The organism is Pectobacterium colocasium (assembly GCF_020181655.1).
GTDB classification, from domain to species: domain Bacteria; phylum Pseudomonadota; class Gammaproteobacteria; order Enterobacterales; family Enterobacteriaceae; genus Pectobacterium; species Pectobacterium colocasium.
Genome location: NZ_CP084032.1, coordinates 4,838,144 through 4,852,313, shown reverse-complemented (window position 1 = coordinate 4,852,313; position 14,170 = coordinate 4,838,144). Strand labels below are relative to the sequence as shown.

Here is a 14,170-nt window from a genome sequence, read left to right as displayed (position 1 = left end):
ATAACAGAAGATAGGTTTATGAGCTCAGAACATAAACGTTCGCTTCCAGCGGTCACGCTGGCGGCCATCGGGGTGGTTTATGGAGATATAGGAACCAGCCCTCTTTATACGTTAAGGGAATGTTTATCAGGGCAGTTTGGTTTTGGGGTCGAACCTGATTCGGTTTTTGGCTTCCTTTCACTGATCTTTTGGCTGTTGGTCCTTGTTGTTTCGCTGAAATACCTGACCTATGTGATGCGTGCGGACAACGCAGGCGAAGGTGGGATTCTTACCTTAATGTCGCTAGCCGGACGCAATACCTCCGATCGTATGACGTCCGTGCTGGTTATCATGGGGTTGATTGGCGGCAGCTTCTTCTATGGGGAAGTGGTCATCACGCCAGCCATCTCGGTCATGTCGGCGATGGAAGGGCTGGAAATTGCCGCGCCGTCGATGGACAGCTATATCGTCCCGCTATCGATTGTCGTGCTGACGTTACTCTTTATCATTCAAAAACACGGTACGGGCAGCGTCGGCAAGCTGTTTGCCCCGGTTATGCTGATTTGGTTTTTGACGCTCGGCGTGCTGGGCGCGCGCAGCGTGGTCGCCAACCCAGAAGTCTTACAGGCGTTGAATCCGATGTACGCCGTGCGCTTCTTTGCCGAATATAAAGCGGTGTCGTTCTTCGCGCTGGGGGCGGTAGTGCTGGCGATTACCGGGGTCGAGGCGCTGTATGCTGATATGGGGCACTTCGGCAAATTTCCGATTCGTCTGGCCTGGTTTACGGTAGTGCTGCCGTCACTGGTCTTAAATTACTTCGGGCAGGGTGCATTGCTGTTGAAGAACCCAGAGGCGATTAAGAACCCCTTCTTCCTGCTGGCGCCAGATTGGGCGCTGATTCCACTGATGATATTGGCGACGTTGGCGACAATAATTGCTTCGCAGGCGGTGATTTCCGGCGTGTTCTCCCTGACCCGTCAGGCCGTGCGGCTGGGTTATTTGCCACCAATGCGTATCGTACACACGTCAGATATGGAATCCGGTCAGATCTATATCCCCGCGATTAACTGGATGCTGTATATCGCCGTTGTCATCGTGATTGTCAGCTTTGAGCATTCAAGCAATCTGGCGGCGGCTTATGGGATTGCGGTAACGGGCACGATGGTGATTACCAGTATTCTGTTCTGTACGGTGGCGGTGAAGAACTGGCTCTGGAATCGCTACCTGGCGTGGGTGTTGCTGGCGGGTTTACTGGTTATCGACGTGCCGATGTTTTTGGCCAACGTGGTCAAGATCCTCTCCGGCGGCTGGCTGCCGCTGGCGCTGGGTATGGTGATGTTTATTATCATGACGACGTGGAAAAGCGAGCGTTTCAGGCTGCTGCGTCGGCTGCATGAGCATGGTAACTCGCTGGATGCCATGATTGCATCGTTGGAGAAATCACCGCCGACGCGTGTACCGGGCACCGCTGTCTATTTCTCACGTGCGACTCGCGTGATCCCGTTCGCGCTGCTGCATAATCTTAAGCACAATAAGATCCTACACGAGCGTGTGGTGCTGTTAACCATGCGAACGGAGGATGCGCCCTATGTGCTTAACGCGCGTCGCGTAACGGTTGAACAGCTTTCGCCTACGTTCTGGCGAGTGATTGCCAACTATGGCTGGCGTGAAACGCCGGATGTGGAAGAGGTCTTCCAGCGCTGCTGGCAGGAAGGGTTAACCTGCCAAATGATGGAAACCTCTTTCTTTATGTCCAATGAATCGCTGATTATCGGTGAGCGCCCGTGGTATCTGCGCTTGCGCGGCAAGCTATTCATGATGCTCAGCCGCAATGCATTACGAGCGGCGGATCAGTTTGAAATACCGCCGAACAGGCTGATTGAGCTGGGGATACAGGTCGAAATTTAAGTGTTCCCACTCATTTTCTATCAGTTAATACACTGACAGCGACTCGTTGTTTGTTATTAGGGAAACACGGGGATGAGGTTCCCGTAGGGATACCTCGCCCCGTGGTCGACCGTGTATCTCGATCTTACCTCTACGTAACGTCTTAGAACCTTTACCAATTCACTGACACGATCAGCCCGCCTCCGGGCTGATTGGTGAACGTGACCCGCATGTGGTGCAATTTAGCGATGTTGTTGACGATGGAAATCCCCAGACCGCTACCGGATTTCTCTTGCCCCGGCGGACGATAAAAACGTTCGCCAATTCTTGCCAGCGCCTCCTCGCTAATGCCCGGTCCGTTATCGGCAACCTGAAAGCCGCGCGCTGTCAGCGTCAGGCTTACCGTTCCCCTTTCATGGCTGTAGCGAATAGCGTTATCCAGCAGATTGCGTACCAGCAGAGTTAGTAGCAGCGGGTGGCCCTGTCGAATGACCGAGGTGTCCGGTAAATCCAGCGTCAGTTCGATACCTGCGGTTTGCGCCGTGTGGTAGTGCGCGATCACCGCCTGTTGCAGTAAGTCATTAAACTGAACGGGCTGTATCTCTTCGGGGGAGGCGTCGGCATCCAGTCGAGACAGCGTCAGGAGTTGATCCACCAGCCGGGTGGCCCGTTCGATCCCTTTGTCCAGATTGATCAGGGCATGGCGGCGCATGGCTTCATCGTCATGCGCCAATTGCGCGACTTCGGTTTGGACTTTCAGCGCCGCCAGCGGGCTACGCAATTCGTGAGCGGCATCGGAGGTAAAACGGCGTTCTCGAACCAGCATGTCGCTGATACGGGAAAACAGGTGGTTCAGCGCGTTAACCAACGGGCGAACTTCTTGTGGAATGTGCTGCGTCGCCAGCGGTGTACTGTCGTCGGGGGAACGTTGCTGAAGCTCGGCGGTTATACGTTTTAGCGGTGAGAGTTCACGTGTGACCAGCCAGAATAGTAGTGCCAGCATGACGGGTAGGGCGAACAGCCAGGGCATCAGGTTGGTTTTTACAATATCCAGCGTCATGTCCTGACGGTATTCCCACTCCTGCCCGACAGCGATCACGTAACGATCATCTGCCGTCGTTAACCAGACGATGCGCCATGCGTCACTGTCATCGCGCAATTTGCCGTCGGTAAAGCCGTTTCGCTGGTAATCAAAAATGAAATCTTTGCCGTTCTCACCATCATTCAACACCATCTTCCCGTCGCGAGTAAAAATGGCGAAGGCTAGGGCATCGTCGTCCTGTTTGCCGCGGTTCTTGTGCACCAAACTCTTGGTTTTGGGCAAAGATATCGGCTGGATTCGCAATTCATCGGGGTTCATGGTGGCCAGACGTTTGGCAAACAGCATTTGCTGGGTATCAAATAGCTCATTGATGTTATGACGCGTTTGATACCACGAAAGCAGACTGGCAACGCCCCAGCAAATCAGCGTCAGCAGCGTAAAACCCGCAATCAGGCGTAAACGCAGGCTGAGTCGGTTCATGGCGCATCTCCCAGAATGTAGCCAACGCCATGCACGGTACGGATAAACCCGCCACCTAACTTTTTGCGCAGGTGGTGGATATGCACTTCTACCGCATTGCTGGAGACATCATCGTCCCACCCATAGAGTTTTTCTTCCAACTGCGCGCGTGTGAGTACGCGGTTTGGGTTGAGCAAAAACAGTTCCAGCAGTGCCAGTTCGCGGGATTTCAATATCAACGGCTCATTGTTAAGCGTGACGTTCCGCGAACCCGGCTCCAGGGACACCGCGCCGTGCGTTAATGTCGGTTGAAGTTGACCGTGACGGCGGCGAATCAGCGCCTGAAGGCGAGCGGCCACTTCTGTCAGCGCAAAGGGCTTACATAAATAATCATCGGCACCCTGCTGGAGCCCTTCCACACGCTGTTCCAGCGCATCCCGAGCGGTCAGAATCAGCACCGGTTCGTCATGCCCAGCCTGACGCCACTGGCGCAGGATATCCATTCCGTCCATACCCGGCAGGCTGAGATCGAGCACAATCGCATCATAGGGGGCAGCCTTCAAGGCCGCGGCACCCGCTTTGCCTTCCGTAAACCAGTCAATATTAAAACCCAGTTTGATTAAGCCTGCTTTCAGGCCGTCGCCAATCAGGCGATCGTCTTCGATTAACAATATTCTCATGGCTGCCTCACAGGAAATGTGCTGCTGTCGCGTTTGCGCCTTTTCCGGTTTTATACGAAATCGGGAGGCGGCATGTACAGGACAAATCGCTGAAATCGGGCGATTTCGGCAATATAAAAAAATAAAAATGCAGACGCTGATTCCTTAAGATTCTGTTAAGAACGGTTTGTTTTAATCCTTCCCGAAGACCAATTACTCCCGCAGGCTGACTGCGAAATCGTTGACTCGAAACGACAGACAAAATAAGGAAGGTAAATATGAAAAAAGCAGCTGCGTTACTTGCCATTACCGCTCTGGTTTCTGCACCGGTATTTGCCGCGCAAAGTGGCGGTGGGTTCGTCAACCCTGAAACGCCGGCGGTTGGCACGCATAAAGGGGGATTCATCGATTCGCAGGGTTCCCTTACGACGGTAGATAAGGCTAAAGATCTGCGTGACGACAGTTGGGTTACGCTGAGCGGCAATATTGAAAAACGAATCGGTGATGAGAACTACCTGTTCCGCGATTCGACAGGCACGATGGAGGTTGAGATCGATCACAAGCGCTGGAATGGCCAGATGATTTCACCCACTGATAAAGTGGAAATTCAGGGGGAACTGGATAAAGACTTCAATTCCGTCGAACTGGATGTGAAGCAGATTCGTAAACTCTAAATCGTTATCCTCAATTCCCTATTGGCGGGCTTTTGCCCGTCATTGCTCTATCTTCTATAACCGCCTCTTGTTCTCTTTATTTTTTTGTTAGCGAAACGTTTCGATAGCGATCACATTTTTTTTATCTCTCCGTTGCCTTTCTCTCTTCTTTTTCTAGAATGTTATTAGCGAAACGTTTCGCTGGTGGGGTGAAAAGATGAAAAAAGCAGCATTATTGAATTCAGATATTTCTTCCGTGATTGCTCGACTGGGCCATACCGATAGCCTTGTTATTGGTGATGCGGGTTTACCGATTCCTGAAACAACGACGCGTATCGATCTGGCGTTGACGCACAACGTGCCGACGTTTTTGCAGGTGGTGAGTGTGGTCACCAGTGAAATGCAGGTTGAGGCCGCTATTCTGGCGGAAGAGATAATTGAGAAGAACCCCGCAGTCCATGACGCATTACTCGATCAATTGAAGCAACTTGAACAACACCAGGGAAACTCAATTGCATTGCACTATGTCAGCCATGAAGAATTTAAAACCCAAAGCGGCAAAAGCCGGGCCATCATTCGCAGCGGAGAATGCTCTCCGTATGCCAATGTCATCCTTTGTGCTGGCGTAACGTTCTGAGGCATCCATGCAACCTTTACTGCAACTGCAAGGCATCACGAAATCTTTTCCCGGCGTTAAGGCGCTGTCCGGTGCGGCGCTTAACGTCTATCCGGGAAAAGTGATGGCGCTGGTGGGCGAGAACGGTGCGGGCAAATCCACCATGATGAAAGTCCTGACCGGGATCTACCGTAAAGATGCCGGTAGTATCCATTTTCTGGGGCTGGAGGTGGATTTCAACGGGCCGAAAGCGTCCCAGGAAGCAGGTATCGGTATCATCCATCAGGAACTTAACCTGATTCCCCAGCTCACGATTGCCGAGAATATCTTTCTTGGTCGCGAATTTACCAACCGCTTTGGCCGTCTCGACTGGAATAAGATGTATGCGGAAGCCGACAAGCTGCTGAAGCGCCTTAATCTGCGCTACGACAGCCGTCGTATGGTCGGAGAGTTATCGATTGGCGATCAGCAAATGGTGGAAATTGCCAAGGTGCTGAGCTTTGAATCGAAAGTCATCATCATGGATGAACCTACCGATGCTCTGACGGATACCGAAACCGCTTCGCTATTTAGTGTCATCAAAGAGTTGCAATCTCAGGGGTGCGGCATTGTCTATATTTCCCACCGTCTGAAAGAAATCTTTGAAATCTGCGATGACATTACCGTGTTCCGCGATGGCCAGTTTATCGGCGAGCGTCCGGTTAGTGACTTACAGGAAGATACGCTGATTGAAATGATGGTGGGCCGCAAGCTGGAAGATCAGTACCCACGTTCGAGTAAAGAACCGGGAGAGGTTCGCCTTAAGGTACAAAACCTGTCTGGGCCGGGCGTTGATAACGTCAGCTTTACGGTGCGGAAAGGTGAAATCCTGGGTGTTGCCGGGCTAATGGGCGCGGGTCGTACCGAGCTGATGAAGATTCTTTACGGCGCACTGCCGCGGACTGGCGGTAATGTGACGCTTGATGGCCGCGATGTGGTGACCCGTAAACCGCAGGATGGTTTGGCGAACGGTATCGTTTACATCTCGGAAGATCGTAAGCGTGATGGTCTGGTGTTGGGCATGTCGGTAAAAGAAAACATGTCCTTAACTGCACTGCGTTATTTCAGCCATGCGGGCGGTCGGTTGAAACACGCCGAAGAGCAATTGACGGTTGCCGACTTTATTCGCCTGTTCAACGTTAAAACGCCATCAATGGAGCAGCCTATTGGCCTGCTTTCCGGCGGTAATCAGCAGAAAGTGGCGATAGCCCGCGGCCTGATGACGCGTCCGAATGTCCTGATCCTCGATGAACCGACGCGTGGTGTCGATGTCGGGGCGAAGAAAGAAATTTATCAGTTAATCAATCAATTCAAAGAAGAAGGGCTGAGTATCATCTTGGTGTCATCCGAAATGCCCGAAGTCTTGGGAATGAGCGATCGCATCATTGTGATGCATGAAGGGCGCTTGAGCGGTGATTTCCCGATTGAGCAGGCAACCCAGGAAGTACTGATGGCTGCGGCCGTTGGTAAGCAATACGGCACAAAGCAGGAGTAAGTCAGACATGAGTTCTCAACCTATCGCGGCAAAACGCTGGTTCAGCAAAGAGTGGTTATTGGAGCAGAAATCGCTGATCGCGCTCCTGATCCTTATTGCGATTGTTTCCGCCATGAGCCCTAACTTTTTCACCCTGAACAACCTGTTCAATATTCTTCAGCAGACGTCGGTGAACGCCATCATGGCCGTTGGCATGACGCTGGTGATTTTGACCTCAGGCATCGATTTGTCGGTGGGGTCACTGCTGGCGTTGACCGGTGCGGTCGCGGCTTCCATTGTCGGGCTTGAAGTCAATGCGCTGGTGGCCGTGTTTGGCGCGCTGGCGCTGGGGGCGCTGATTGGTGCGGGCACCGGTGTCATTGTTTCCAAAGGAAAAGTGCAGGCGTTTATCGCCACGCTGGTCATGATGCTGTTACTGCGCGGCGTGACGATGGTCTATACCAACGGTAGCCCGATTAATACCGGCTTTTCCGACGTGGCGGATGCATTTGGCTGGTTCGGCATCGGTCGTCCGATGGGGATTCCGACACCCATCTGGATCATGGCTATCGTGTTCGCGGCGGCCTGGTACATGCTGCACCACACACGCCTTGGACGCTATATCTATGCGCTGGGCGGCAATGAATCTGCTACCCGTTTGTCCGGCATCAGCGTTGATAAAATCAAGATTATTGTCTATTCCCTGTGTGGGCTGCTGTCTGCTCTGGCGGGAATTATCGAAGTCGCTCGTTTGTCCTCTGCACAGCCTACGGCAGGCACAGGGTATGAACTGGATGCTATTGCGGCTGTGGTATTGGGCGGTACCAGTCTGGCTGGAGGAAAAGGGCGTATCGTTGGCACGCTGATCGGCGCACTTATCCTTGGTTTCCTCAACAACGGACTGAATTTATTAGGTGTTTCTTCTTACTACCAAATGATCGTTAAAGCAGTCGTTATTTTGCTGGCGGTTCTGGTAGATAACAAAAGCAGTAAATAACCTTCATTCACACAGGAATTGAGTTATGAATATGAAAAAGCTGGCTACTCTGGTTTCCGCTGTTGCGCTGAGCGCGACTGTCAGTGCTAATGCCTTGGCCAAAGATACGGTTGCGCTGGTGGTTTCTACGCTGAATAACCCGTTCTTTGTTTCAATGAAAGAGGGTGCGCAGAAAGAAGCCGACAAACTGGGTTACGAGCTGATCGTGCTGGATTCTCAGAATAACCCCGCAAAAGAACTGGCTAACGTTCAGGATTTGACGGTACGTGGAACCAAAGTTCTGCTCATCAACCCAACTGATTCTGATGCGGCCGGTAATGCGATTAAAATGGCGAACCAGGCCAAGATCCCTGTTATTACGCTGGACCGCGTTGCCAGCAGTGGTGAAGTTGTGAGCCACGTTGCTTCTGATAACGCCTTCGGTGGTAAAGTTGCCGGTGACTTCATTGCCAAGAAATTGGGTGAAGGCGCTAAAGTGATTCAGTTGGAAGGGATCGCTGGAACGTCTGCCGCACGCGAGCGTGGTGCAGGCTTCATGAAATCTGCTGAGAAAAATAAATTCGCGATGCTGGCCAGCCAACCGGCCGACTTCGATCGTACTAAAGGGCTGAACGTGATGCAGAACCTGCTGACCGCGCACCCTGACGTTCAGGCGGTATTTGCTCAGAACGATGAAATGGCGCTGGGTGCACTGCGTGCACTGCAAACCGCCGGCAAAACAGATGTGCTGGTCGTCGGTTTTGACGGTACGCAGGATGGCGTGAAGGCCGTTGAATCAGGCAAGCTGGCGGCAACGGTTGCTCAGCGTCCTGATCAGATTGGTGTGATCGGTATCGAGACAGCGGCGAAAGTGCTGAAAGGCGAAAAAACGCAGGCCATCATTCCGGTTGACCTGAAGCTGGTAGCAAAATAATTAAAGAATAAAGCAGGGCTCGCGCCACCCGTTTGTGGTGGCGCATTATTAACGTAGTAGCGGGATTCGACATAATGAAAACGGGTAAGCTGGTGGTGCTGGGCAGTATTAATGCTGACCATATTCTCAATCTTGAGCAATTCCCCCGTCCAGGCGAAACGGTGATCGGTGAGCAATATAGCGTTGCTTTCGGTGGGAAAGGTGCCAATCAGGCCGTTGCCGCTGGTCGAAGCGGTGCAGACATCGCTTTTATTGCCTGCGTCGGAGAAGATGATATCGGTACCCGTATTTGCCAGCAGCTATCCAAGGATAATATTGATGTTTCCGCCGTCGAGGCTATCTCCGGGGAAACAACCGGTGTTGCGCTGATTTTTGTTAACGCCGACGCTGAGAACATGATTGCGATTAACGCCGGTGCGAATGCTGCTGTGTCGCCTGATTACCTTCATCGTCATCAGCAACACATTATTGATGCTTCTGCGTTGCTTATGCAGCTTGAGTCGCCGTTGGAAACGGTTATTGCGGCCGCTAAACTCGCGCATGAACACCAAACAAAAGTGATTCTGAACCCCGCCCCTGCCCGTGAACTGCCCGATGAACTGTTATCGCTGGTCAATATGATCACGCCGAATGAAACCGAAGCACAGTTCCTGACGGGAATTACCGTTGAGACGGAAGACGATGCGGCTCGCGCAGCACAGGTTCTGCACGATAAAGGCATTGAAACGGTTCTCATCACATTGGGTAGCCGTGGCGTATGGTTAAGTGAAAACGGTCAGGGTCAGCGAATTCCGGGCTATCGTGTAAAAGCCGTGGATACTATTGCTGCTGGCGATACCTTTAATGGCGCGTTAGTGACTGCATTGCTGGAAAATAAACCGATGTCCTCCGCAGTAAAATTTGCCCATGCGGCAGCTGCGATAGCCGTTACTCGCCGAGGTGCTCAGCCCTCTGTCCCGTGGCGTGAAGAGATCGACGCATTTTTGCAAACCCAGGGGTGATCTTTGGCCACCATGAAAGATGTCGCCCGTCTTGCGGGCGTTTCTACGTCTACCGTATCTCACGTCATTAATAACAATCGCTTTGTCAGCGATACCATTCGCGACAAAGTGATGAAGGCCGTTGAGGATCTCAACTATGCGCCGTCTGCGCTGGCCAGAAGTCTGAAAATAAACCAGACCCGCACCATCGGCATGTTGCTCACTGCCAGTAATAACCCGTTTTATGCCGAAGTGGTTCGTGGCGTAGAGCGCTGCTGTTATGAGCGAGGCTATAGCCTGATTCTGTGCAACACCGAAGGCGATCGCGACAGAATGAGCCATAGTCTCGAAACGCTGCTGCAAAAGCGGGTCGACGGCGTACTGTTGATGTGCACTGAAAGCCATCGCCCTTTGCCTGAAATGATGAGTCGCTATCCTTCTATACCTATGGTTATGATGGATTGGGCACCTTTTGAAGGCGTCATGGACGTTATTAAAGATAACTCTCTGCTCGGTGGGGAGATCGCGACCAATTATCTCATTTCTCGTGGCTATAAAAAGATAGCCTGCATTGCGGGTCCGAAAGATAAGACGACCGCCTATAACCGATTAGAAGGCTATCGGCAGGCGATGCAGCTCGCTGGGCTATTCATTCCCGCTGACTATGAAATTTTCGGCGATTTTGAGTTTGAAGCGGGCTACCGCGCTATGCAGCAGTTGTTAGCGCTGGAAGATAAACCTGAAGCGGTATTCACCAGTAACGATGCGATGGCCGTTGGCGTGTACCATGCGCTTTATCAGGCTGGGCTTTCTATTCCGCAAGACATGGCGGTTGTGGGTTACGATGACATTGAGCTGGCCCGCTATATGTCTCCACCTCTTACTACTGTTCACCAACCGAAGGATGAACTCGGCGAATTGGCGGTGGATACACTTTTGTATCGTCTGGAACATCCCAATACTGAACCTAATGCGCTGGTGTTGACGCCGGAATTAATGGTGCGTCAGTCTGTACGGTGAGATTTTCTCCCAATTAGCGGCGAAAAATCCGGCATAACGGCTAATGCCGGTCACTTAAGGTGACCGGCATTGTTTTTTAACGGATATTTCGCTCGTCTTCCCCTGATTTCTCGGGGGTAACTTCGCTCCCTTCTTAACGGCAATACCAGATAGATTGCCTGCTCATAAAAATGCTTCAGATGTCCTGGTATCGCACCCGGTGATGAACCCGGCAGACCGATAAGTAATCGCCAGATTTCCGTCAGGGCGCCGCTGAAGCTCAACTGATACGGCAGGTAATCTCCTTTCAGCGTAAACGCCATTTTCACCATCTGATAACGCACCAGATTGTACGTCAGCAGCACGCCCCACAACTCCTGCCTCACCATTTCCGGCAGTCTGCTCCGTAAATGCCACCTGTTACCCAGCAAGCCTTGTTTCGCCTCGCGATATCCCAACTCGATTTCCCATCGGTGAGCGTAAAGGGCGTTCACCTCCGCCGCCGGATAACGCATCGGGTCCGTCAGTGACGTCAGCACCTCTCGCGTTTTTCCTTCTATCGTCTTCGTTAACAACCGCGCTGTGATGCTCTCCGGCAGCGTCGCCCATTGTTTACGCGCCTGCGGCGATGTCTTTATCCGTACCAGTCTGTCTTGCCTGCCCAGCTTGCTTATCACTTCGTATTGCGTATTTTTCTTCAACGGCAGCAGCCAGTGCCGATTTTCCCCTGCTGTTCGCCAGTGATGCAGTAAACCGACGGAGTAAAACCCTTTGTCGAACAGGGTTATGCTGTTATCTGGTGTTTTTCCGGTCAGCTCTGCTGCCAGCCGCATCTCGTTGACATCGTAGCGGCCGAACGCACTGGCAGTTATCAGATGACTGCTCAGTTCCATCAGGCAAGCCATTCTCACCTGCGGGTAACCCTTGTCGCCGTGCTGATTGGAGGCCTTGCCGAAGGCCGCCTCATTTTCCGGTGTATCCTGCGTTTGCCAGACCACACCGTCGACGGCAAAGAGGTTAAGCCCATGCCATTGTGGGTGCTGAGCCTGTTCGTTCCAGTGTCGTTGTGTGATATCAAACAGTTCTCTGACAGCAGCCTCACCGAGCATCTGCCGCCGTTGTATGACTGAACTGGGGGCGATGAACGGGGTGCCTGAGCGATCAGCGATATCCATGAGATTAACGATGTGGGAAAGAGGGCGCTGATTGAATACGGCCATGCCAATAACCAGCCACACCATGGACTCAAGGGAGAGTTTTCGCTTGCGCAGCGTGACGGTATCAGTGAGCGTTAATGCCTGTTCAATCATGCTAACGGGTAGGAGATCAGCCAGAGTGTGAATCTGTTCCGGCGCAGTAAGATTGATAATGCCAAGAGCCTGAGAAAGTTGCATAAAAAAAGGTCCATGAATGTCATGAACCTTTTTTACACCAACGGCTGGATCGTTCAACTAATCCTTAAACGATCGGCATTAGGCATAACGGCGTCTTTTAATGCGCTTTGCTGAAAAAATCCCCACTCGATAATTTTTTTGCATTTAGCGCTTGTCAGGCGGCGAGAAGTCCCTATAATGCGCCTCCACTGACACGGCAACAGCGCAAACGCAGTTGTGATGACAGAAAAAAGATTTCATAAAGCAGTCAGCAATGACTTGACTTTAAAGCGGATTAGCATAGTATATGCGACCCGCGCCACGAGAGATTGTGGCACTGCTCTTTAACAATTTAATCAGACAATCTGTGTGGGCACTCACAAGACCGTATCTTGACGATATAAAAAGTCTTGAAGAGTGAACAACAGTAAATTCATTACGAATAAACAGTTTTAATTCTTTGAGCATCGCTGACGAGTTCAGCAAATCAAACAAATCTTAAATTGAAGAGTTTGATCATGGCTCAGATTGAACGCTGGCGGCAGGCCTAACACATGCAAGTCGGGCGGTAGCACAGAGGAGCTTGCTCCTTGGGTGACGAGCGGCGGACGGGTGAGTAATGTCTGGGAAACTGCCTGATGGAGGGGGATAACTACTGGAAACGGTAGCTAATACCGCATAACGTCTTCGGACCAAAGCGGGGGACTTTCGGGCCTCGCGCCATCAGATGTGCCCAGATGGGATTAGCTGGTAGGTGAGGTAATGGCTCACCTAGGCGACGATCCCTAGCTGGTCTGAGAGGATGACCAGCCACACTGGAACTGAGACACGGTCCAGACTCCTACGGGAGGCAGCAGTGGGGAATATTGCACAATGGGCGCAAGCCTGATGCAGCCATGCCGCGTGTGTGAAGAAGGCCTTCGGGTTGTAAAGCACTTTCAGCGGGGAGGAAGGCGGTGAGATTAATACTCTCACCGATTGACGTTACCCGCAGAAGAAGCACCGGCTAACTCCGTGCCAGCAGCCGCGGTAATACGGAGGGTGCAAGCGTTAATCGGAATGACTGGGCGTAAAGCGCACGCAGGCGGTTTGTTAAGTCAGATGTGAAATCCCCGAGCTTAACTTGGGAACTGCATTTGAAACTGGCAAGCTAGAGTCTTGTAGAGGGGGTAGAATTCCAGGTGTAGCGGTGAAATGCGTAGAGATCTGGAGGAATACCGGTGGCGAAGGCGGCCCCCTGGACAAAGACTGACGCTCAGGTGCGAAAGCGTGGGGAGCAAACAGGATTAGATACCCTGGTAGTCCACGCTGTAAACGATGTCGATTTGGAGGTTGTGCCCTTGAGGCGTGGCTTCCGGAGCTAACGCGTTAAATCGACCGCCTGGGGAGTACGGCCGCAAGGTTAAAACTCAAATGAATTGACGGGGGCCCGCACAAGCGGTGGAGCATGTGGTTTAATTCGATGCAACGCGAAGAACCTTACCTACTCTTGACATCCAGAGAACTTAGCAGAGATGCTTTGGTGCCTTCGGGAACTCTGAGACAGGTGCTGCATGGCTGTCGTCAGCTCGTGTTGTGAAATGTTGGGTTAAGTCCCGCAACGAGCGCAACCCTTATCCTTTGTTGCCAGCGGTTAGGCCGGGAACTCAAAGGAGACTGCCAGTGATAAACTGGAGGAAGGTGGGGATGACGTCAAGTCATCATGGCCCTTACGAGTAGGGCTACACACGTGCTACAATGGCGTATACAAAGAGAAGCGACCTCGCGAGAGCAAGCGGACCTCATAAAGTACGTCGTAGTCCGGATTGGAGTCTGCAACTCGACTCCATGAAGTCGGAATCGCTAGTAATCGTAGATCAGAATGCTACGGTGAATACGTTCCCGGGCCTTGTACACACCGCCCGTCACACCATGGGAGTGGGTTGCAAAAGAAGTAGGTAGCTTAACCTTCGGGAGGGCGCTTACCACTTTGTGATTCATGACTGGGGTGAAGTCGTAACAAGGTAACCGTAGGGGAACCTGCGGTTGGATCACCTCCTTACCAAGAAGATGTGGGTTGAGTGAAGTGCTCACACAGATTGTCTGATGAAAATAACGAGC

At 52.1% G+C, this 14,170-nt stretch carries 11 protein-coding genes and 1 rRNA gene; 9 read left to right on the top strand and 3 right to left on the bottom strand.

Features of this window, described 5'->3' with window-relative positions; genetic code table 11:
• The first annotated feature begins 18 nt into the window (after nt 1–18).
• Nucleotides 19–1,887, top strand: a complete 1,869-nt coding sequence (gene kup, locus LCF41_RS21890; protein ID WP_225086328.1) for a low affinity potassium transporter Kup — start codon at nt 19–21, stop codon at nt 1,885–1,887.
• Between the two features lie 151 nt (nt 1,888–2,038).
• Here kup and qseC read toward each other — a convergent pair whose 3' ends face one another.
• A complete protein-coding gene (qseC, locus tag LCF41_RS21885) occupies nt 2,039–3,388 on the bottom strand; it encodes a quorum sensing histidine kinase QseC (RefSeq protein WP_225086327.1) in 1,350 nt (449 codons plus the stop codon).
• Nucleotides 3,385–4,047 carry a quorum sensing response regulator transcription factor QseB gene (qseB, locus tag LCF41_RS21880; protein WP_225086326.1) on the bottom strand — a complete coding sequence of 221 codons (663 nt, stop codon included), beginning with the start codon at nt 4,045–4,047 and terminating at the stop codon, nt 3,385–3,387. Before qseB ends, qseC begins: the two co-directional genes overlap by 4 nt.
• Nucleotides 4,048–4,304: 257 nt before the next feature.
• Here qseB and LCF41_RS21875 point away from each other — a divergent pair, with 257 nt between their 5' ends.
• The 7 genes from LCF41_RS21875 to rbsR all read left to right on the top strand — a co-directional run bounded on the left by LCF41_RS21875 (nt 4,305) and on the right by rbsR (nt 10,718).
• The gene (locus LCF41_RS21875) at nt 4,305–4,700 is read left to right on the top strand and encodes a YgiW/YdeI family stress tolerance OB fold protein (protein ID WP_225086325.1); all 396 of its coding nucleotides are present in this window, start codon (nt 4,305–4,307) and stop codon (nt 4,698–4,700) included.
• 196 nt (nt 4,701–4,896) lie between these two features.
• A complete protein-coding gene (gene rbsD / locus LCF41_RS21870; protein ID WP_039325667.1) occupies nt 4,897–5,316 on the top strand; it encodes a D-ribose pyranase in 420 nt (139 codons plus the stop codon).
• A gap of 7 nt (nt 5,317–5,323) precedes the next feature.
• Nucleotides 5,324–6,829 carry a ribose ABC transporter ATP-binding protein RbsA gene (gene rbsA, locus LCF41_RS21865; RefSeq protein WP_225086324.1) on the top strand — a complete coding sequence of 502 codons (1,506 nt, stop codon included), beginning with the start codon at nt 5,324–5,326 and terminating at the stop codon, nt 6,827–6,829.
• A gap of 7 nt (nt 6,830–6,836) precedes the next feature.
• A complete protein-coding gene (gene rbsC / locus LCF41_RS21860) occupies nt 6,837–7,805 on the top strand; it encodes a ribose ABC transporter permease (RefSeq protein ID WP_225086323.1) in 969 nt (322 codons plus the stop codon).
• 25 nt (nt 7,806–7,830) lie between these two features.
• Entirely contained in the window at nt 7,831–8,718 is an 888-nt protein-coding gene (gene rbsB, locus LCF41_RS21855; protein WP_225086322.1) for a ribose ABC transporter substrate-binding protein RbsB, read from the top strand.
• Nucleotides 8,719–8,792: 74 nt separating this feature from the next.
• Nucleotides 8,793–9,719, top strand: coding sequence for a ribokinase (gene rbsK, locus LCF41_RS21850; RefSeq protein ID WP_039546223.1), 927 nt, complete (start codon nt 8,793–8,795; stop codon nt 9,717–9,719).
• 3 nt (nt 9,720–9,722) lie between these two features.
• Entirely contained in the window at nt 9,723–10,718 is a 996-nt protein-coding gene (rbsR, locus tag LCF41_RS21845) for a ribose operon transcriptional repressor RbsR (protein WP_225086321.1), read from the top strand.
• Between the two features lie 50 nt (nt 10,719–10,768).
• Here the strand turns inward: rbsR and LCF41_RS21840 are convergent, their stop codons facing one another.
• Entirely contained in the window at nt 10,769–12,091 is a 1,323-nt protein-coding gene (locus tag LCF41_RS21840) for an IS4 family transposase (protein ID WP_225086320.1), read from the bottom strand.
• A 479-nt stretch (nt 12,092–12,570) separates the two neighbouring features.
• Between LCF41_RS21840 and LCF41_RS21835 the strand changes: the two genes are divergently transcribed.
• Nucleotides 12,571–14,111: ribosomal RNA gene (locus tag LCF41_RS21835) — 16S ribosomal RNA — on the top strand.
• Nucleotides 14,112–14,170 lie beyond the last annotated feature (59 nt).